This is a genomic window from Leptospira andrefontaineae (assembly GCF_004770105.1).
Taxonomy (GTDB): domain Bacteria; phylum Spirochaetota; class Leptospiria; order Leptospirales; family Leptospiraceae; genus Leptospira_B; species Leptospira_B andrefontaineae.
Map to the genome: position 1 here is coordinate 499,263 of NZ_RQEY01000018.1, position 20,513 is coordinate 519,775.

Sequence of the window (20,513 nt, forward strand, 5' to 3'; positions counted from 1 at the left end):
TTACAGGATTCCTTTTTAACATTTTGGGAAAGGAAAACTCTAACATGGGGCTTCTAAAGGGAAAGCAAAAATCCAATTTCTTTGTTTTCGAGAGAAAAGGTCCGCCTAGGATGGTCTTAGAATGGCGAGAGGGAAACATTCGGACGGGAACCGAAAAGGCCCCAAGTCGATTTATATCCGTAAAATGAGATATGAAGAGGCATATCGGCTCCTGGATCGGGAAATCCAAGCCGCATTCATGAAAGGGGAAACCCTGGTAGAAGTTGTACACGGAATAGGCGAGGGAGTTTTGAAAAAAATGACCGACGATTATATCCGAGAACATTCCTTTCTGAAAATTTTAGAAGATGGTGGACTTCACCTGGCAAATAACCCTGGTTCCACACTTGTGGAGATCATGGGTCCTTCCTCGGAAGATCTAAAAAAGTATTTAAAATAAATGGGAAACGCAAGACCTAAAGTCCAAATTCTGGATGTAACTCTCAGAGATGGAGAGCAAACCAGAGGTGTAAGTTTCTCTGCTTCCGAAAAACTAAATATCGCAAAATTTCTATTACAAAATCTGAAAGTAGATAGAGTGGAGATCGCATCTGCTCGAGTATCCCAGGGAGAATTGGAAAGTGTCCGAGGTATCATGTCCTGGGCAGCTTCCGAAGGTCTCGAAAAAAGGATCGAGATCCTAGGATTCGTAGATTCTCACAAAAGTGTGGATTGGATCCTTGCTTCCGGAGCTAAAACCTTAAATCTACTTACAAAAGGCTCCCTCAAACATCTCCAAGGGCAGCTCAAAAAAACTCCAAAAGAACATTTTGAAGAAGTATCCGAAACCATTCAATACGCTAAAAAGAATGGCCTGGAAGTGAATATCTATTTGGAAGATTGGTCCAACGGATATCTAAATAGTAAAGAATATGTTCTAGATTTTGTTTCTCATCTTTCCAAAGAACCATTAGGCAAAATTTTTCTCCCGGATACATTGGGAGTTCTTTCTCCCGACGAAACATTCTCAGGAATTTCACTTCTTACTGGAAAACATCCGGAACTACATTTTGAATTTCATGGACATAACGATTACGATCTTTCCGTAGCAAATTGTTTATTCGCGGTCAAAGCGGGAGCAAAAGGTTTACACGTTAGTGTAAATGGACTCGGAGAAAGGGCTGGAAATTCTCCACTCGAAGCAGTGATCACCGCACTTCATGATAAAGTGGGTGTATGCACAGATGTGGACGAAAAATCAATCTCCGAAGCAAGCCGTTTGGTAGAAGTATTCAGTGGGAAAAGGATCTCCGCAAACCGTCCAGTAGTGGGAGAAGATGTATTCACCCAAACTGCAGGAGTCCACGCAGATGGGGATAAAAAAGGGAATTTATATGCGAACCCGATTTTGCCGGAACGTTTTGGCAGAAAAAGAAGTTATGCACTTGGTAAACTTGCAGGAAAAGCAAGCATCTCCGAAAATCTAAAACAACTTGGTCTTGTACTTTCTCCAGAGATAGAAAAAAAGGTATTGGAAAAAGTAATAGAACTAGGTGACCAAAACAAAACGATCACACCGGAAGATCTTCCATTTATCATCGCGGACGTTTCAGGAAATTCTAGCGTACAAGCAATCAAGATCACCGGATGTAAGATCAATTCCGGTATAGGGATCCGCCCAAAGGCATTCGTAGAATTAGAATATCATGATAAAAAATTTTCCGAGGAAGGAGAAGGAGACGGTGGCTACGACGCTTTCATGTCAGCACTGACTAGTATCGCTTCCAAAGCAGGTCTTTCTATTCCTAGACTCGTAGACTATGAGGTTCGGATCCCTCCTGGCGGAAAAACGGATGCACTCGTGGAAACAATGATCACCTGGAATAAAGCACTAGAAAATCATGAAGAAGAAAATTTCAAAACCATGGGAATCCACTGCGACCAAACAGTAGCTGCAGTTTTAGCTACAGAAAAAATGCTGAACTTAATTCTTCCCGCATGGCAAACTTAAAACTGATGATAGTTGGTCTGGGAAATCCTGGCCAAAAATACGAAAGAAACCGTCATAATATAGGCTTTCTGGTATTGGACGATATTACCAAAGATTGGGGAGTGGATTTGAACCATTCTTCCAAAGAAGCAAAGGGAAAACTAGACAAGGACGGAGTTTCCTATTATTTTCTAAAACCTTTAGAATATATGAATCTTTCCGGAAAAGCAGTCTCGGAGCTTTCCCGTAAAAATGGGATCCCTCCTGAAAATATTTTAGTCATTCATGACGAAGTGGATTTCCCATTTTCCAAACTCAAATTTAAACAAAGTGGCGGCAACGGCGGCCATAATGGGATCAAAGATATTTCCGAAAAACTTGGTTCACCTGATTTTTTCAGACTCAGATTCGGAGTGGGAAAACCTGGGGACAGTGCACTCACAGCAGGACATGTTCTATCCAATTTTAACCAGGAAGAAATGAGTAAATTGCCCGAATTATTCGACCAGGCAAAACAAAAAATCAAGGATTGGGTCCGGGAAAGACAGATCATTTTTTCAAAAGCCTCCGATAAATAAACTATCCCGGACGGCTTAATTCTCCGGGGATTTTTATCCGGAGAAACCTGTGAGCGAATACGCGGTCAAACTTCCCCAATTTCCTTCTGAAATCCTGAATTCTGCCGCTTCTCGTTTTTATGAATATCTGAGGGTCGAAAAAAATTATTCCCAAAACACTCTCAACGCGTACCTCCTAGACCTGAAATCATTCTTCGAATTCTGCCTACAAGAACAGATAGAAATCTACCAATTAGAATCAGTGGATGTTCGTTCTTATTTTGCATTCCTTTCTAAAAACCAAGGTTTGGATAGAAGGACCCAAAGCCGAAAACTATCCAGTCTTAGGACATTCTACAAAGTATTATTAAAAGATAATTTGGTACCCGGAAATCCGATCCTCTCCGTTAGTTTTCCTAAAACAAGAAAACAAGTCCCTAAAAATTTCAGGATAGAAGAAACAGAAAGTATTTTAGAATACGAATACGAGAATGAAAACGCTTCTGAAATATTAAACATCAGGGATAAAGCGATCTTAGAAGTGTTGTATTCTTCAGGACTCAGGGTTTTCGAGTTAGTCGATGCGACTCTAGTACAATTATCAGCGGATCATACTATCTTAAAAGTCCTTGGTAAAAGAAGAAAAGAAAGATACGTATATTTGGGAAAAGAAGCCATCAAAAGTCTAAATGAATACTTAGATGTGCGCCCTAGATTTCGCCCAAGATCTGATGAAATTTTTCTGAACCAAAAGGGAAATAAACTGACGACCAGAGGGGTTCGTTATATTTTGAACGAGAGAAGGAAAAGAATGGGATGGGACAAACCCATTACCCCCCACAAATTCCGTCACACGTTCGCAACGGACTTGCTTGATGCCGGCGCGGATATCCGCGCAGTCCAAGAGCTTTTGGGGCATTCCTCTCTATCCACCACCCAGGTTTACCTGAGCGTGAGTAAGGAAAAGATCAAAGAGGTTTACCGAAAGGCTCACCCACATGCAAGACTCGATAAATCCAAATAAAATACATGCAACCACGATACTCTGCGTTCGCAAAGGCGGAAAAGTAGCGATCGCAGGTGACGGACAGGTTTCTTTCGGAAACACCGTCATGAAGAATACCGCTAGAAAAGTTCGTAAACTTTACTCTGATAAAATTGTATCCGGCTTTGCCGGTTCCGCTGCGGACGCATTCACCTTATTCGAATTATTTGAAAAAAAAGTACAAGAATACGGGGGAAGTCTTTCCAGATCCGCAGTCGAACTTGCCAGAGAATGGAGATCAGACAGAGCGCTTCGCAGACTAGAAGCAATGCTTATCGTAGCGGATAAGGACGAATCCTTTTTAGTTTCCGGAACAGGGGATGTGATCTCACCGGATGATGGGATTTTAGCAATCGGTTCCGGCGGAAATTATGCACTCTCCGCTGCAAGAGCTCTCTATAATCATACAAACTTAGAACCTTCTCAAATAGTAAAAGAAGCCATGAACATAGCCGCTGATATTTGTATATACACAAATCATAATATAATTGTAGAGGAAATCGGACAATGAGCGAATTCCTTCCTCCAAGCAGTGAAACCAAATTAGGAGATGATGAACTCACTCCTAGACAAATTGTTTCCAAACTAGACGAACATATCATAGGACAGAAGAACGCCAAAAAAGCAGTGGCAATTGCTCTTAGAAACAGAACTAGACGAAGAAAACTTGATCCAGAACTAAGAGAAGAAATTTATCCTAAAAACATAATCATGATCGGCCCAACAGGAGTAGGAAAGACGGAAATCGCAAGAAGACTTTCCAAACTATGTGGCGCACCTTTTCTAAAAGTAGAAAGTACAAAATTTACAGAAGTAGGTTATGTAGGTCGGGACGTAGAAAGTATCATCAGAGATCTTGCAATGGTTTCTTTAAACCTAGTGAAACAAGAATTCAGAAAGGAAGTAGAGGCGAAAGCCAAAGAAAGAGCGGAAGAAGCGTTGTTGGATATCCTACTTCCTTTCCCGGCCAAAACATCCATCGCGGATCCTCATCCTCCTTCCATCGGCTTCTCCACAAATGAAGCGGAAGAAGAAAGAGAAAGAAGATTTTCAGAAACCCGCGAGACAATGAGAAAGAAGCTCAAATCCGGAAAACTAAACGAACAAATAATAGAGATAGATATTCCTCAAGCGGGTCCGCAAGGACTTCCTATGTTGCAGGTATTCGGTGCAGGGAATATGGAAGATCTGGATAATCATATCCAAAATGTTTTGGGCGATCTAATGCCTAAAAAACAGAAAAAAAGAAAATTACCGATCCCGGAAGCTCTCAAAGTTTTAGAAGAAGCGGAAGCTGAGAAACTTTTAGATCCAGACAAGTTGCAAAGGGAAGCCCAAAAACGGGTAGAAGAAATGGGCATCGTTTTTTTAGACGAGATTGATAAGATCGCAAGCAGAGAAGGAAGAGCCGGAGCTGATGTATCCAGAGAAGGAGTACAAAGAGATTTACTTCCGATCGTAGAAGGTGCAACAGTAAACACTAAGATCGGCCCGATTGTAACGGATCATATTCTGTTTATCGCGGCAGGCGCATTCCATATGTCTAAACCTTCCGATCTTATCCCAGAATTGCAGGGACGTTTTCCTATCAGAGTTGAACTGGAAAAATTATCCATGGAAGATTTCGAAAAGATCCTGACTGCTCCTAGATCTTCTCTAGTAAAACAATACCAAGCATTATTAGAGACTGATGGGATCAAAATAGAATTTGCCCCGGACGGGATCAAAGAAATCGCGAAGATGGCCTATGACATGAACGAAAAACATGAAAACATAGGCGCTCGTAGATTAAATACTATTATGGAAAGACTTTTAGAAGATCTAAGCTTCGAAGGTCCGGACTTACCGGAAAACCAAAGAAGCTTAACAATAGATCAAAAAGCAGTCGAGTCCAAACTCAAAGGAATCGTAGAAGATAAAGACCTAAGTCGTTATATTTTGTAAGATTTTTTCGCGCTAAGACCGCTAAGAGATTTTGGAGTTCTTAATTTAAAAACCTTCTTATCTTAGCGGCTTCGCGTGAGACTTTTATTCTAGAACGCCATTTCGCGGAGTGCAGTTAAAGGATATCTCATATACACAGTGGTAGTTCTGCTACCAGATGTAATGGTCAGAAGATCCAATGGATTCAGACCCATAGTATAATAACCTTCGTCGATCATAGCGATACCAAAACCTGCACTTTCTTTTTCGTCCAAAAACTCAGGACGGAAAAAGTCGGCGGAATTTCCTTGGTCGAATAATTCCTTATGACGAATACGTGATTCTTCTATTCTTCCGAAATCCATATTATGGATCGGAGAATCGTTACGGATCCTGAAATTCAGCTCATCTTTGGTAATCTTGATCTTAACAGAAATTCGCATTCTGTTTTTCTTAAGTTTAAAACGGATATCAGTGAGGAATTCTTTCTCCTCATCTTTTAAGATCTGTTTTTTAGCACGGATCCTATCTTCTAATTGAAGAATACTCTGTACCTGTTTTTTGATCTTATCCGGAACTACGTATCTATGCATTGCATCACGTAAAGGAGAAGTATCCATGATGATCTCAAGCAGTTCTTCTGCTTCTTCCTGAGTCTCACCAAGCTTTTCTATTTTTTTCAGAAGTTCATCTCTGAAAATAATATGGCGGATATTTCCTTTGATCGCGTTTAATAATGCTTCCATGAGACCGCTGAAAAGATGAAATGCAGCGAGAGGGTTGGCACCGATCTCTTCTAAAAGACCGTTAACGAGTTCGGAAAGAATATCTCTGGTAGGTTTAGTTAGACCTTTCAGTTCTAAATGGAAGAATCGTCTCTGTTTGAGTTCTTCTATATTTTGGAGGATTTGAGCCCCTTTGAGGACAGATTTCTGGTTTGCCATAGGAGGGAACTTAGAAAATTTAGTACACGTTGGCTTGTGGACTCTATACGGCAAGCTGGTTTTAGAGAGATGGCATCAAAAACCGAAGATTTCGAACTAATCGCTCCCGACCTGGGAGACACCGACAAAATCGAACTAGTTCGATGGAATTTTCAGTTGGGGGATCAAATCAATGAAGGATCAGAAGTCTGTGAACTAGTTACAGACAAAGCGTCCTTTCCGATGGAATCTCCAATTAACGGAATACTTGCAAGAATCGACAAAGAGAAAGGTTCCATCATCAAAAAAGGAGAAATTTTGGGAATGATCCGGAGGAAAGTTTCCGAGTGAAATTGGTCCATTTATCGGACCTGCATTTTCCCGTAGTACTTCCTTTCATGACTTTGAAAGGTAAGATGATCCCGGGATATATGAACTATACCTTTCGGCGTATGAGAAAATATCCGATTTCTCTTTGGGACGCTATCGTTCGAAAAATACAATCCTTAGATCCGGATGCGATCATCATCTCCGGGGATATCACAAATATTTCTCACTTGAGAGAATATGAAGAGGCCTTAAAGATCCTGAAGCCTGTACTCGGAGACAAAACATTCATGGTTCCTGGAAATCATGATCGTTACACAAAAGTCGCTGCGGGAAAAGAAGGATCGGATATTCCTTATTACGAAAAATTTTTCTCTCCTTGGATGGGGGAAAGTATCCCTCTTGAAAACGAATATCTTCGGATCAAAAAAATTGGAAAACTAGCACTCGTAGGCTGGGACTCTAATATGCCACTCTCCTTACTAAACGCTTACGGATATGTGAAAGAAGATATAGTACATTCTACATTAGAATACTTGGAAAAAGAAAAATTGGATCAGTATATTCTAATCTGTCATCATCCTATCTGGAATCCTCCGGAGCGCCAGGAAAGTTCCGGTCATAAAATGAAGAACAGGGAAGAAATCGCGGAACTTCTGAAAAAAAGGCCACCTTTAGCCTATTTGCACGGTCATGTACATACGAACTGGGTCAAATATCCGGATCCACAAAAACCTTATTATGTGATCAATTCCGCATCCAGTACCAGGATCTCTGACCAAAGACACCAAAGCGGTTTCCATCTGATGGAATGGAACGAAACTCAATTTAATATCAAAAGATTCTCTTTTTCTAATGAAGAAGGGGAATTCACAGAAACAAAAACGATCTCATACCAAGAAAAGGAAACAAATGGCCGGTAAACTCCAACCAATCGATATCCAAAGAGAACTCACAAAGATCAAACATCCGGAGCTAAAAAAAGACATCGTATCTCTCGGAATGATCGGTTCTTTAGAAATCGGAGAAGAAGAAACAAATATCCTAGTTAAAACTCCTAGCCAAGACAGAAGGATACAGATCGGACTAGAAGCGCAGATACGTCAGACACTTTCTAAAAAAGAAGGAGTCGGAAAAGTAAAGATCAAGTTCGAAGTAGATCCTAAGATGAGCTTGGATGATTCCAATAAGATCCTTGGGGTCAAAAAGGTAATCGCGATCGGTTCCGGAAAAGGTGGGGTCGGAAAATCTACAGTCACAGTAAATCTTGCATCTGCTGCAGCTGCAATGGGATATAAAGTGGGAGTAATGGATGCCGATATCTACGGACCTTCTATCGGAAAAATGTTCGGAGTAAATGGCAAAGTAGCACTCAAGGCAGAAGAAGATAAAATTTATCCGTTAGAGAAAGATGGACTTAAGATCATCTCCTTCTCTTTTTTAATAGAGGAGAAACAACCAGTAGTCTGGCGGGGTCCAATGTTAGGAAAGGCGGTAGAACAGTTTCTGTACGATATCGTCTGGGGAGAACTAGACTTCTTATTTATAGATCTTCCACCAGGAACAGGAGATGTACAATTATCTCTTGCTCAGCTCATAGATTTAGACGGAGCAATTTTGGTAACCACACCACAAACAGTAGCACTTTTAGATGCAAATAGAGCTGCATCTATGTTTCAACAAGTCAAAGTACCGATACTAGGTGTAGTGGAAAATATGAGTGAATTTGTGTGTCCAAATTGTGGACATTCTTCCGCGATTTTTTCCAAGGGTGGAGGTCAAAAATTAGCTGATTCTGCCGATACAAAATTCCTGGGAGGGGTCCCACTTACTATGGATGTAATGAGCGCTGGAGAAGCGGGAAAACCTCTGGTTTTTCAAGAACCTGACGGAATTATCGCAAAATCTTATAAAAACATACTCCAAAACCTGGCTGAAGAGATAAAAAAGTGGGAATAATACTCTGGGGCCAGTCAGTTAGTACAGAGGGAGGCAAACCGTGAAGTTCGAAAAAGGCACAGAGAAGAATCCATCCGGAAACCTCATAGTATATTGCAACGTTGTTGGAGAAAATCCGCTATTTCCGGGCGGCAAAATTATCGCTTCCAACGTAGTGGTTAGTTTCCTCCGAATTGGAGAAAACTTTCCTGTTGTAACATTCCCTCCTGTCTCCCTAGACAGTTATGAAGATCTAAAAAGGATCATCACAGATCATTACGACAAGTATGATGTAGTGAAGATCAAAGATTTCGAAATGCCGGCAGGACAAGAAGATTCCAATTCTTATATCAAAGAAAGAATGGATCATTTTGAAAATGTTGTAATTCGATACGTAGAACTATGTAAAAATAGAGAAGGTGGATCTTTTCCCGTTCAAGAAAAAGAACCTGAAGGTGTTAGAGACTATCTGGACGCCTTAGCGAATCTTTCTTTAAAAGTAAGACGCTCAAGCGGAATCGCGCGAGAAGCTTCTCTACTTCATATGGAAAGACTAGTAGAAACTTTTTCAGGAAAACACCCTGAATTCGATCTTCATAATTTCCGTAAAGCCTTGGAAGTACCAGGCCAAACCGGAGAAGAGTTAGTAGGATTGTATCTCCAAAAATTCAACGCTATCTCTTACGAAAGATACGAAGACGCTTCCGATCTGAATAAAAAGATCCAAGCAATCGAATCAGTTTAATCCTTCAAAATTCGGGGCCAGCTCGGTCCCGAGTGTTAATATTTGTTACTTGCCATTCGGCTCCTTCTGCCTTTTATAAACCCCCATGGGAAAAGAATTCTATATCTGGCCGGATCTAGCTTTATACTGTGGAGAATCTTTTTCCACAGTTAGACATAGTCATTTTTTCTCCCAGATCTGTTGTACTTTAAATGAGGGAACTGTTCGTCTCCAAGGAAGTAACGGAGAATGGAGAGAATACGAGACAGTATTCGTACCCTCCAGAGTATCCCACAGAACAGAACAAACTTCTGAAAAATTCATAATTATACTGATCGATCCTTTAGGACCAGGAGAAGGTATATTCCAAAATCCGAAAATACCGAAGGGAGAACCTGGACTTGATATTGGAGATAAAATTTCAGTCCAAGAGATCAGAAATTCATTTAAAGAAAGAAATCCAGCACTGATCCGAAAACGTATTTTGGAACTTTTAGATTCAATGAAATCTACTAAAAGTAAAAAGGGGATGGATCCGAGGATCCAAAACTCTTTTTCGAAAATATCGGAAGAGGATTCCTCACTTACTGAAATTGCAAAAGGTTTGCGATTATCCCAAAGTAGATTCAGACATTTATTCAGAGAAGAAACAGGAATTACTTTTTCAGAATATAGGATCTGGACAAAGATCAGAAAGGCGATCTTATATTTATCCACCCATCCCCAATTGGTGCAAGCGGCTCTCGAGGGTGGGTTCTCGGACCAGGCACATTTCACTCGTATCTTTAAAAATTCATTTGGACTTCGACCTTCCGACTTTTTCCAAAAAGAAGAAAATTTTGCTCCAAGATTTTTTCCGGACTAGCCTCAAAATTCAAGACCTTCTACCCAAGATATTTTATCCTTCTTCCTAGTTATTGGAGAATTAGATGAATTGGATCATGCCTAAAGATTGGAAAATCAGATATAAAAATGAATTAGATCTTTCTACAAAATACAAAGAAGAAGGAAATCTAAAAGAAGCCTGGAAATATTTAGAAAGGGCACACTTGATCGGGCAATATTATCCAATTCCTCATACTGAAATTCATTTCAGAATGTTATTATTCGCAATCGAACAAAAAAATAAAAAAGAAATTTTGGGACAGCTAGTTAGAGTTTCATTCGGCTGGCTCGGTTCCTGGTTGAATAGAATTCCAGTAGGGAATACGGGAGGAGCAAATGTCCCAATCTTCCAACCCATGCCTATACCAGGAGATTTATTGGATATACTTTCGGATGCGGATCAAACTTCCAAAAGTTTATCCGGATTAAAAAAGAAATGATTCATTCGAAAATTCTTATGGACTCCAGCGAGGATAAAGATCTATCTCTCTTCCTAAAAGTCTGAAAATTCTAGTAGCCATAAAATCTCCCAGATCCTCTAAACTTTTAGGCATTTGATAAAAACCAGGAGATGCAGGAGCAATGATCGCACCTGCATCGTGAAGAGCTAACATATTCTCCAAATGGATACGATTATAAGGAGTTTCTCGAGGAACTAAGATGAGCTTTCTTCTTTCCTTCAAAGTTACATCAACCGCTCTTTCAATTAAGTTTTCAGTGATCCCAGTTCTGATTGCTGCTACAGTTTTCATGGAACAAGGGAGCACCACCATCCCATCCCAAATATTAGAACCGGAAGCTATATCAGCACCTATATCTTCGAATTTTCTAAGATGAAATTTATGAATTTGTTTTGGATTCCATTTTTTTCGTACAAACTCTAGGACATCTTCGCCTGTTTGTACGTTTGTCTCATATTCTTCTTTAAAAACTCGGATAGAAGCAGGGCTTGGAACAAACCAAGTCTCTCCGGGTATTTCCATAAGTGCTTTTATAAATCTGGCAGCGTAGATAGAGCCACTGGCTCCAGCCATTGCAAATACCAATCTTAATGGTTTTTCCTCACTCATCTTAAATCCTGGAAAATAGAGAAACTAAACTAAGGCCCGTTTCTGCCAAAATACCTAAAAAGATCACAAGGGAGATCCAAGAATGGATCTGATAAAAACTAGGTGGAAAATTTCCGTCTTTGTTTTCGGAAGCGATCTTTTGTTCTCTAAACAATAAATATGCTACAAATGCTAAAAATACCCAGAAAGCTCCATTAAAACCTGCGTACCAGGCAGCAATCGTTAAAAAGGATATAGAAAGAATATGAGAAATTCTTGATATTATGAAAGAATTCTTTTCGCCAAAACGAGCAGGAACCGAATGTAACCCTTCTTTTTTATCGAATTCTCTATCTTGCAGAGCATAAAGAATATCGAACCCTGCCAGATTGAATGCAAGTCCTAAAGTCCAAAATCCTGCGATCCAAGAAAACTCCTCTCTAATTGCGATCCAAGTTGCAAGAGGTGCCAAACCGATCGTCAAACCAAGATAAAAATGGCATAAAAAAGTAAAACGTTTTGTATAAGAATAAGTTAATAGAAGAAATAGGGTAGGAAAAGAAAGATAAAAGGAAAGTGGATTTAAAAACCAACTCCCTATAAAAAATATTAGAGATGTTCCTATGATAAAAATCACTGCCATAAGATCCGAAATCTGACCGCTTGGGATCTCCCTGTTTGCTGTTCTCGGATTTTTAGCATCTATCTTACGATCCGCCCATCTATTAAATCCCATGGCGGCACTTCTTGCTCCCACCATACAGACCAAGATCCAAAACAATTTTTGCCCAATTACAAGAAGTGAAAGACTTGGCTCTTGCAAGATCGCGAGTACGAATGCGATCCCTGCAAATGGAAGAGCGAATAAAGTATGGGAGAATTTTATAAAACGACCGTATTTGCCTACGGCGGCAAGAGTGTTGGAAGCCATCAGAGGAAGTCTTATAGAATACTGTTAGTTAGAAAGCAGATTTTTTAGAACCAAAACGAAAATGGATGATTTTTTGACCTCCAGAAGAAATCCTCGTATCTATGATCCAAAACACGGATACCAAGCCAAATCCAAACGTTTCTTCTGAGGAAATTGATTCTCTATTAACAGAGATAGTATCTTCTAATGAACTACATTTCAAATGGTTAAATACTCTTTCTCTTTTGGAGCATATCGGCTCTCGTAAAATTCATACTAGCCAAACCGGGGCCTTGCTCTCCGAAATGGTTTTAAGGCATGCTTCGGAAGAAGCAAGACATGCCGCTTATTTTAAAAAATTGGCATTAAAAGTAAAACCTGAAGGCACTCAAACTTTCGAAAAGGATTCTTTACTTTGCGGATTTTCTGCAGTTTCCTATTTCCAAAAATTAGATTTTTCAGTAGAGAGATCTTTTGGTGGGGAAAACCTTCCAAAGCACACTAAATCATTTTTATGCTATTTATATGTTACAAAATTAATAGAAGAAAGAGCAGGTTTGGTGTATGAAACCTATGACCAAATCTTGGACCAAAAGAATATAGGAATTTCCGTAAAAGGTATCATCAAGGAAGAAGAATCACATCTTTCCGAAATGGATTCTCAGCTCTCCAAAATGGATCCTAAATTCGAGTCCAGAACATTGGAATTTAGAGAAAAAGAACAAAAACTTTTCCAAAAGTACTTTCAAAATTTAAGAAAAGAAGTTTTTCAATACTCTTTATCCAAATGAATTTTTTTCCAAAATTCGAGATCAAAAAACTAGGCGCTCTGATTTTTTTAGCCGGCCTAGTTCTTTTTGGACCTTCTCTTCAAACCCAATCTTCCTCCTCGGAACGAAAAGATTCTCCTATCGGACTCGTGGTTTATTGTCCTGTACAATCAGAGAAGGAAACTCCATTTGATTTCGAAAGAACCTTGGGCCTATGGTACAAAAGATATAAACAACAAAAGATCCAAGAAGGAGGAGGGGCTATCCTACTTGTATCCGCTCCCTATTTGCCTAAAACTTCAGACGAAATTGAAAGACTGAAAAAAAGTTTGGGTGCCGAGATCATATTCACTGGTCATCATTCCGTTATTCCTAAAACGGAAACTGTCCAGACTTCTAATAAAAAAATAAAAAAGAAGAAGGTTATAAAACGTAAAAAGAAATCTACCACAGCCGTAGAAACTAAAACGACTCCGGAACAACCTGAAAAATTAACTCCAAAACCGGATGATTCCAAACCAACAGAAACTGATCCTAAACAAGAAGTGAAGTCTCCGGTTTCTAAAAAGAAAATTTCTTCCAAGAAAAAATTAAAGAAGAAGGCACCAAAACTTGCCGCCAAAAAGCAACCAGTGATCCCTCCCGGAATTCTAACAGTGAAAGAAGAAGCTGGAATGAATTTCGTATTCTATTCTCCTTCTATAGAATCATTACAAGAAGATGAAAAAAAACAATCTACATGGATTGGCGACTTCAAGGCACAGTTTTCTAAAACATTCGAATCTCAGATATTCCACTTTTTGCTCGCGCAAGATCCGAGTGAAAAACCAAAAGAAGATATGAATCCGATCGCAGAAGGATTGTCTAATTTCAAAAAAGAACTTTCTGATACTTTACCTTCTATTGTTCTACTATCTTCTCCGCGGGCTTTGCGTTTCTTTAATGGAGAATATAGCTTTGGCTGTGGAGCAACCCCGGGTTCCTTAAAGATCAACGTTTTAGACTTATTTTTTAGGAATGGAAGACTGATCAGGATCAACGAAGAAGTCCAAACCTTAAATTCTCAAGAATCAAACAAGTCTTGGATCTTAGAATAAAACTTTCTTATTCTCTATTGTAAATCTAAACGAATTTACAGATTCTCTTTCTTCCAAAAATTGACTGTATGAGCTTGAATTGCGGGATCGTAGGACTTCCAAACGTAGGAAAATCAACCATATTTAACGCATTGACCAAGGCCGGTGCTGAAATGCAAAACTATCCGTTTTGTACAATCGAACCGAATAAGGGTATCGTAGAAGTTCCGGACGCAAGGCTGGACAGGCTCGTAGAACTTTATAAACCGCAGAAGAAAGTCCCAGCTATCATGGAATTCGTGGATATTGCCGGACTCGTAAAAGGTGCAAGCCAAGGGGAAGGCCTTGGAAATAAATTTCTTTCTCATATCAGAGAAGTGGATGCGATTTGCCATGTGGTCCGTGCATTCGAAGATGAGAATATTACTCATGTTCATGGGAAAATTAATCCAGTCGAAGACGCGCAAGTCGTCACAATGGAGCTTATCTTTGCGGATCTGGAATCCGTAGAAAAACAGCACCAGAAAGTTGCGAAAAATGCAAAGGCTGGAAATAAGGAAGCCCAGGAAACCGTTCAAGTTTTAGAGAAAATCCTAAATGTTCTTAAAGAAGGAAAACCGGCAAGGCTTGCAGATATCAAACCGGAAGAACAAAAACTGGTAAAAACATTCAATCTGATCACGTCCAAACCGGTACTTTACGTTGCAAATATCACAGATAAAGCAGCGATTGCGAAAGAAAACGCACTTGTAGATGCCGTTAAAAAAATGGCAGAGAGCGAAGGAGCGGAAGTTGTCACTCTTTGTGGGAAATTCGAAGAGGAAATTTCCGGCTTAAGTAAAGAAGAACAGTTAGAATTTCTAAGTGAGATCGGAGAGAAAAGTAGTGGTCTCGATAGAATGATCCAAGCTGCTTATAAACTTCTGGGACTTGTTACTTTTTTTACAGCTGGGGAAGTAGAGGCAAGAGCCTGGACCACTGGTGTAGGAAGCACCGGCCCGATTGCTGCGTCAGTAATCCATTCCGATTTTGAAAAAGGTTATGTCCGTGCAGAAGTAATGAAGTTCGAAGACTTGGATAGAACAGGTAGCCCAAACAAAGTAAAAGAAGAAGGTAGACTAAGGATCGAAGGAAAAGAATATATCGTCCAAGACGGAGATGTTATTTTCTTTAGAGTAAACGCTTAAGCGCCTTTGCCGCTACTTTCTTTACGATAAGAGTTTGGGTTAGTTCCAGTCAACTTTTTGAATTCCAGATAGAATGCTGATCTGGAACTAAATCCCGCCTTTGCACCTATCTCCGTCGTATTCTCATCCGGGAACTCATTTAACAATACTTTAGCTTCTTCGACCCTGTATTGATTGATCAAAGAAGGGAAATTTGTCTTAAACTCAGTATTGATCAGCTCGGAAAGTTGATGGATCGTGATCCCAAGTTCTTTGGCCATATGCTCTTCTTTTAAAGACTTGGTTAGATAAATTTTTTCTTTTTCCAATAAGGATTCAATCTTTATTACAAAGTCTTTCACATCCAAGGAAGAAAGATGGGTTTTACGATTGGAACCTTCTTCCTCTTTCCTTCTCAATATCTCTCTGGATAATAATGAAACGAATACAGTCAAAGGAGGGAGGTAATACAATACACCAAACACTGCCATTCTATTATAAGGGTAGAAGTCGAAATGGAAAATTGTCTTATACAGATCCAGAAGTAGGAAAATCCCCCAAACCGAAATAAAGAACATTTCGTAGACAGTATTATTCCTTATGGAAGAAATATGGGTCTTCCCAAAATAGAATAACATACATCCGTAATTGAGTACTAAAACTAGGATCCTATGATCGTACCAGAATTGATAAAGTGGTATGAGAGGATATAAGATACCTGCAAAACATACTAGCCAGAAGAATGGAGATCTGTAGACTAAACCTGAATTTTCCTTATTCCATGCGGCCAAATAGAAGAAAAAGGCAATATGAGTGATCCCCAGAAATAAGAAGTAATTATGACGAAATAGGTTATTCTCATTTCCAACGATGGACGCAAATTCTTTCCCATGCAAAAAATATAATGTGGCTCCCACAGAAATTAAATGAATAGGTAAGGCCAAAAACAAAGCCTTTCTGGATTTATAGTATAAATATAGATTATATCCGAAAGCTAAGAACAGCACGAACCCTACGCTTAAAAATAGAACGGATCTCAATCTAACGATCACCATATAATCATCTTCAGATAATAATCGAACAGGGTAATTGATATCTTCGTTGGATAATACGTAGAGGTAGAAGGTCCTTTCTTCTTTAGGTTCCAAACGTATATTAAAATGGGGAAGTGGGGAAATAAAGTCATTCCAGATAGGATCAAGGTCGTATCCGGCAAATCCTGCCTCGAAATTTCCCTTGGAATCCACTGAACAAAGTTCTGCGTCCGGAACATTCAGCCAAAGCAAAACCAAAGTCCTATGAAGTTGTTCAGTTCCGTCATTTGCGAGCCTGAACCTAAGCCAATTTCCGGAGTGGCTTCTTTTTAGACGTAAAACGTTTCCAGCATTATGGTGCCATTCCAATTGATGGAGAGAAGAAATTGTTTCCGGTTTACAATGCCGGAATTGGTATCCTCTATACCTATATTCCATCTTAGAACTGATATTTTCCACAGGGGAAGAGGGATTTAATCGAATGATTTCCGCGTTAGGAAGAGTAGGAGCTGCGCTTAAAAAATTTACTCCAAGAATACCCAGGAAGAATAAGATCAAAAATCGAAAATAGATATTAGTTAAGAAAGTATTTCGGATTCTTAAGCTGGATTGTTTCATTTACGCCTAATACCAGTGAATCCTTTTCCAGGTAGGATACCAGGTATTTTTCCAACGTCATCCTATTTTTTGGCAAAATTAATACCCAGGTCGAATATCGTTCAAAATTATAAGAAATTCCAAAAACCTAAACTCATTAATCTAAATTTATAATCTTGGAATTCTAAATTCTAAAGGTCTAGGCAAATAAACGAGGGCAACTGTTGACCTGGAATGGGAGAGGATTTGCCTTCTTTTCTCGATGGTTCCTTAGAAAAAACTAATTCCATTTACATTTACTAATTAGCCTTAAAGTATGATGCCAGGCTGTCATTAACTCTACAAATTCCAATTGTTCTGCTTATTAATTCAGCAAGAAAAGTCCAAAGGTTTAAATCTTAGAAAATTTTTCCTAAATCAGAATTTTTTAGTGTCCAATTTTATAAGTTTGGAAGGTCTTGTATTATATAAGTTCGTCCCTTCTTATGAAGGGAACTAAAAAAGTCGGGAAACCTGGACAACAAAACCCGAGGAGAAAAAACCAAATGGCAGATTCGGCGATTATACAGAACATACTTAACCCACCGGTACTGTTCTTCTTTTTAGGAATGGGAGTCATCATCTTCAAATCAGATTTGGTGATCCCTGAGGCACTTTCGAAATTCTTTTCGATGTATCTACTTTTCGCTATCGGGTTCAAGGGAGGTCACGAGCTATTTAAGACTCCTTTTAGTTCCGAGCATGCGCTGACCCTATTAGCATGTAGTGTTATGGCTACTTTGGTGCCGATCTACGCGTATTATATTCTTAAGATCAAATTAGAAAAGCATAACGCTGCTGCTTTGGCCGGATCATTCGGGTCCATCAGTGCGGTGACCTTCGTAACTGCTGGTGCTTACCTTCATAATTTGAATATCGAATACGGTGGTTTCATCGTTGCAGGTATGGCTCTTATGGAATCTCCAGCAATCGTGATCGCGGTTATTTTGGATAGACTTTCCAAAAACAAAGCGAACGGCGGCGGATCCATTAACTGGAAAGCGCTTCTTCATGAAGCATTATTTGGATCTTCCATCTATCTTTTAGTAGGTGCATTGATCGTAGGTTATTTAACCGGAGACAGCGGCTGGAATGCTGAGAAACCGTTCACTGAGGACTTATTTAAAGGAATCCTAACATTCTTCCTTTTGGATATGGGGATCTCCGCAGCAAAAAGATTCAAAGAACTTACTCACGTAGGCTTCTTTTTGATCGCTGCAGCAATCATATTAATGGTGATCAACGCGAGCGTAGGCTTACTTCTCACTAAGGCGATTCATATGCCGGAAGGGGATGCATTAATGTTCGTAGTTCTTTGCGCTTCCGCTTCTTATATCGCGGTTCCTGCGGCAATGAAGGATATGATCCCGGAAGCGAATCCGAGTATTTATCTTACGGTGGCTCTCTCAATCGTATTCCCGATCAATATCATCCTTGGTATTCCATTGTATCACTACTTAGTAAAAGCTATCATGTAGGGTATTTTTCCCCTCCGGGAGTTTATCTCGGAGGGTTTATTTTTATTTAATATAAAAAAAACGTAAAATTCTTTGGACAATCCTCAAAACCTGGGGATTTTGTATCCGGTTTTAAATTTTAGAAGGAATTTCTAATATTTGGGACAAATAAAACACGGAGAACCATATGAAAATGTTTCAATTTCTTATAAAGAATCCGCAAGTTCAAAAATTTGCAGGAAGTTCAAGTTTAGTATTAATATTCCTTGTGTTCGGTTCTCAAGGTATTTTCGCTCAAACAGCGAACAAAGGTACCGTTACAGCCGAACCTAATCCTACTGCAACTCCAGCCGTTCCTCAGAAAACCGCTGCCGAAGAAGAGGATAGCTATGTATCTCCTATGAAATCAGGCGGTTTAACTCCTGACTACACAAGGAGTATGTTTTTCGAACCAGAACTCGGGAAAAAAGTCGCCAACCATAAAAAAGCATGGCTGAACGATTGGATCCGTATCGGAGCCTATGTTCGCCCTAGATACGAGGACAGATACAATCTAGCATTCGATAAGTCGAATAAAGGTTATACATCCAGGGCGATGCAAACCTCTCAGGTCTTCTTCATTATAGATCCGAGCCCTTATTTTTCCGCAAAAGTCACTCTTCAAGATGCAAGAGTTTGGGGAGGGGAAACTGCTGCTAGTGTAGGAGATGTTCGTGCAAACGTATTCGATGCAGCAGGTACAACTACCACTAGCAATCCGGCTGCTGCAGGCGGGACCACTATCCCAAGCCAAACCACGGTTCGAGAAGCCTTCGTAATGTTAAAAAAACTACCTTTGGACGCAAAAGTCCAGTTCGGTAGACAGATTTTAGCATACGGAGACCAGAGATTATTAGGTGGAGCAAACTGGACGATAAACGGTCTGTCGTATGACGGAGCTCGTATCATGTTTGATCAAGACAATTATAAGATCCATTTCTTTGGAACTAAAATTGCCGCCAATCAAAACGGTGTAAACGGAGTAGTTTCGGCTAACGCTCCGGTCACTATCACAGATCCTGTTACTAAAAAAGCAACAGTTGTGAATCCTGGACAACCGGACCAGTACATAGTAGGTACTTATAACTCTGTAACTGCGAAAGATTGGTTTACTCTGGATGTTTATTCCATCGGACTTTTGACCAAAAAAACCGCGATAGCTGGAGCTAAATCGGACTTAGATCTATATAATAACTCTTGGGCAAAACAGCAAAGCGACCTGATTACCACCGGTTTCAGGATCACTAATAGAACTGCAAATAACAATCTTCCTAAGGACGGATTCTGGGGAGCTTGGGATTGGGCAATCGAAAGCGCCTGGCAGAGTGGAGCTACAGGACAAAGAAACGTAAAAGATCCACTTTTAGATTCTTACGTTCAGCAAAATATCGCAGGAATGGCCGGACAAAGTTACGGCACTCAAGCTCAAAAATATTCCGGATCAATGCATGTTCTCCAAACAGGTTATACTTTCTTTGAAAAATTAAGAGCAGGTTTTCAATATACCTACGCATCCGGGGATAATAATCGCACTGATGGAAGTAACGGAACATTCCAAACTCTTACAAACCCACGATTCGGAGTATTTCCTTATTGGAATAACGTAGCAGGTCTTTCAGAGAATATCGATGTTAAAAACTTAAGTTCTTATAATATCAATTTTTCGTATAAGACCGACCATTACGGAACATTCTACGCTGCATATATCATCAATAATAAGGTGCAAACCCAGGATGCTTGGTATGCGATCAATGGTACTGCAAATACAGGAGCTTCTACGGAAAGTAATGGTGTAGGGCAGACTACGATCTCAGTTGGCGGAACTGGCAAAAATATTTATAACGAGTTCGACTTAACTTGGATGTACGTTGTAAATGATTATGTTTCGATCTGGATCGGTGGTGGTATCTTGACTGCAGGTAATGCTGTTAAGAATCAGAGAAACGCTCTCTATCATTACAATCTTCAACCTGTTGGAACTGAATCAGCAGGTCTTCATTTAAATACAGGAGTTGCGACAGGAGCGAACGGAACAGCCTCAATGGCTCATATGTTCTTCTTCCAAGTAAACGCAGGCTTCTAAAA

Annotated in this window: 21 protein-coding genes; 17 read left to right on the plus strand and 4 right to left on the minus strand. The window is 39.7% G+C overall.

Features of this window, described 5'->3' with window-relative positions:
• The first annotated feature begins 121 nt into the window (after positions 1-121).
• Genes EHO65_RS14000 through hslU form a run of 6 tightly spaced genes read left to right on the plus strand, consistent with a single transcriptional unit; the run spans position 122 to position 5,515 of the window.
• A complete protein-coding gene (locus EHO65_RS14000) occupies positions 122-439 on the plus strand; it encodes a Smr/MutS family protein (protein ID WP_135775198.1) in 318 nt (105 codons plus the stop codon).
• Complete coding sequence (cimA, locus tag EHO65_RS14005; RefSeq protein ID WP_135775199.1) at positions 440-1,990, plus strand: (R)-citramalate synthase CimA; 1,551 nt, start codon at positions 440-442, stop codon at positions 1,988-1,990.
• Positions 1,978-2,547, plus strand: a complete 570-nt coding sequence (gene pth / locus EHO65_RS14010; protein WP_135775200.1) for an aminoacyl-tRNA hydrolase — start codon at positions 1,978-1,980, stop codon at positions 2,545-2,547. Before cimA ends, pth begins: the two co-directional genes overlap by 13 nt.
• A 49-nt stretch (positions 2,548-2,596) precedes the next feature.
• The gene (locus tag EHO65_RS14015) at positions 2,597-3,550 is read left to right on the plus strand and encodes a tyrosine recombinase XerC (protein ID WP_135775201.1); all 954 of its coding nucleotides are present in this window, start codon (positions 2,597-2,599) and stop codon (positions 3,548-3,550) included.
• The gene (hslV, locus tag EHO65_RS14020; RefSeq protein WP_423789952.1) at positions 3,525-4,082 is read left to right on the plus strand and encodes an ATP-dependent protease subunit HslV; all 558 of its coding nucleotides are present in this window, start codon (positions 3,525-3,527) and stop codon (positions 4,080-4,082) included. The genes EHO65_RS14015 and hslV overlap by 26 nt, the downstream gene beginning before the upstream one ends.
• Complete coding sequence (gene hslU / locus EHO65_RS14025; protein WP_135775202.1) at positions 4,079-5,515, plus strand: ATP-dependent protease ATPase subunit HslU; 1,437 nt, start codon at positions 4,079-4,081, stop codon at positions 5,513-5,515. Before hslV ends, hslU begins: the two co-directional genes overlap by 4 nt.
• 89 nt (positions 5,516-5,604) lie before the next feature.
• Here the strand turns inward: hslU and EHO65_RS14030 are convergent, their stop codons facing one another.
• Entirely contained in the window at positions 5,605-6,438 is an 834-nt protein-coding gene (locus EHO65_RS14030; protein ID WP_135613229.1) for a hypothetical protein, read from the minus strand.
• A 69-nt stretch (positions 6,439-6,507) separates the two neighbouring features.
• Between EHO65_RS14030 and EHO65_RS14035 the strand changes: the two genes are divergently transcribed.
• The 6 genes from EHO65_RS14035 (at position 6,508) to EHO65_RS14060 (ending at position 10,731) form a co-directional block, all read left to right on the plus strand.
• Positions 6,508-6,768: a lipoyl domain-containing protein gene (locus EHO65_RS14035; protein WP_135775203.1), complete on the plus strand. Its 261-nt coding sequence runs from the start codon at positions 6,508-6,510 to the stop codon at positions 6,766-6,768.
• On the plus strand, positions 6,765-7,667 hold the full coding sequence (locus EHO65_RS14040) for a metallophosphoesterase family protein (protein WP_135775204.1): 903 nt from the start codon (positions 6,765-6,767) through the stop codon (positions 7,665-7,667). Before EHO65_RS14035 ends, EHO65_RS14040 begins: the two co-directional genes overlap by 4 nt.
• Positions 7,657-8,703, plus strand: coding sequence for an Mrp/NBP35 family ATP-binding protein (locus EHO65_RS14045; protein WP_135775205.1), 1,047 nt, complete (start codon positions 7,657-7,659; stop codon positions 8,701-8,703). The genes EHO65_RS14040 and EHO65_RS14045 overlap by 11 nt, the downstream gene beginning before the upstream one ends.
• A 40-nt stretch (positions 8,704-8,743) precedes the next feature.
• Positions 8,744-9,427: a hypothetical protein gene (locus EHO65_RS14050; RefSeq protein WP_086448661.1), complete on the plus strand. Its 684-nt coding sequence runs from the start codon at positions 8,744-8,746 to the stop codon at positions 9,425-9,427.
• 85 nt (positions 9,428-9,512) lie between these two features.
• On the plus strand, positions 9,513-10,271 hold the full coding sequence (locus EHO65_RS14055) for a helix-turn-helix transcriptional regulator (RefSeq protein WP_135775206.1): 759 nt from the start codon (positions 9,513-9,515) through the stop codon (positions 10,269-10,271).
• A gap of 64 nt (positions 10,272-10,335) precedes the next feature.
• Positions 10,336-10,731, plus strand: a complete 396-nt coding sequence (locus tag EHO65_RS14060) for a DUF3703 domain-containing protein (protein WP_135775207.1) — start codon at positions 10,336-10,338, stop codon at positions 10,729-10,731.
• Positions 10,732-10,746: 15 nt separating this feature from the next.
• On the opposite strand, the gene EHO65_RS14065 is transcribed toward EHO65_RS14060, so the two are convergent.
• Entirely contained in the window at positions 10,747-11,361 is a 615-nt protein-coding gene (locus tag EHO65_RS14065) for a UbiX family flavin prenyltransferase (RefSeq protein ID WP_135775208.1), read from the minus strand.
• Position 11,362: 1 nt separating this feature from the next.
• Positions 11,363-12,271 carry a UbiA-like polyprenyltransferase gene (locus EHO65_RS14070; protein ID WP_135775209.1) on the minus strand — a complete coding sequence of 303 codons (909 nt, stop codon included), beginning with the start codon at positions 12,269-12,271 and terminating at the stop codon, positions 11,363-11,365.
• Positions 12,272-12,372: 101 nt separating this feature from the next.
• Here EHO65_RS14070 and EHO65_RS14075 point away from each other — a divergent pair, with 101 nt between their 5' ends.
• The 3 genes from EHO65_RS14075 to ychF all read left to right on the plus strand — a co-directional run bounded on the left by EHO65_RS14075 (position 12,373) and on the right by ychF (position 15,283).
• Positions 12,373-13,041 carry a hypothetical protein gene (locus EHO65_RS14075; RefSeq protein ID WP_135775210.1) on the plus strand — a complete coding sequence of 223 codons (669 nt, stop codon included), beginning with the start codon at positions 12,373-12,375 and terminating at the stop codon, positions 13,039-13,041.
• A complete protein-coding gene (locus EHO65_RS14080) occupies positions 13,038-14,117 on the plus strand; it encodes an LIC11612 family fibronectin-binding protein (RefSeq protein WP_135775211.1) in 1,080 nt (359 codons plus the stop codon). The genes EHO65_RS14075 and EHO65_RS14080 overlap by 4 nt, the downstream gene beginning before the upstream one ends.
• A 68-nt stretch (positions 14,118-14,185) precedes the next feature.
• A complete protein-coding gene (gene ychF / locus EHO65_RS14085) occupies positions 14,186-15,283 on the plus strand; it encodes a redox-regulated ATPase YchF (RefSeq protein WP_135775212.1) in 1,098 nt (365 codons plus the stop codon).
• Here the strand turns inward: ychF and EHO65_RS14090 are convergent.
• Entirely contained in the window at positions 15,280-16,914 is a 1,635-nt protein-coding gene (locus EHO65_RS14090; RefSeq protein WP_135775213.1) for a helix-turn-helix domain-containing protein, read from the minus strand. The two genes, ychF and EHO65_RS14090, sit on opposite strands and share 4 nt — an antisense overlap.
• A gap of 524 nt (positions 16,915-17,438) precedes the next feature.
• On the opposite strand from EHO65_RS14090, the gene EHO65_RS14095 reads away from it, so the two are divergent.
• Together EHO65_RS14095 and EHO65_RS14100 are read left to right on the plus strand one after the other, a co-directional pair.
• Positions 17,439-18,410, plus strand: coding sequence for a sodium-dependent bicarbonate transport family permease (locus tag EHO65_RS14095; RefSeq protein ID WP_135775214.1), 972 nt, complete (start codon positions 17,439-17,441; stop codon positions 18,408-18,410).
• 172 nt (positions 18,411-18,582) lie between these two features.
• Positions 18,583-20,511 carry an alginate export family protein gene (locus EHO65_RS14100; protein ID WP_135775215.1) on the plus strand — a complete coding sequence of 643 codons (1,929 nt, stop codon included), beginning with the start codon at positions 18,583-18,585 and terminating at the stop codon, positions 20,509-20,511.
• The last annotated feature ends 2 nt before the right edge of the window (positions 20,512-20,513 follow it).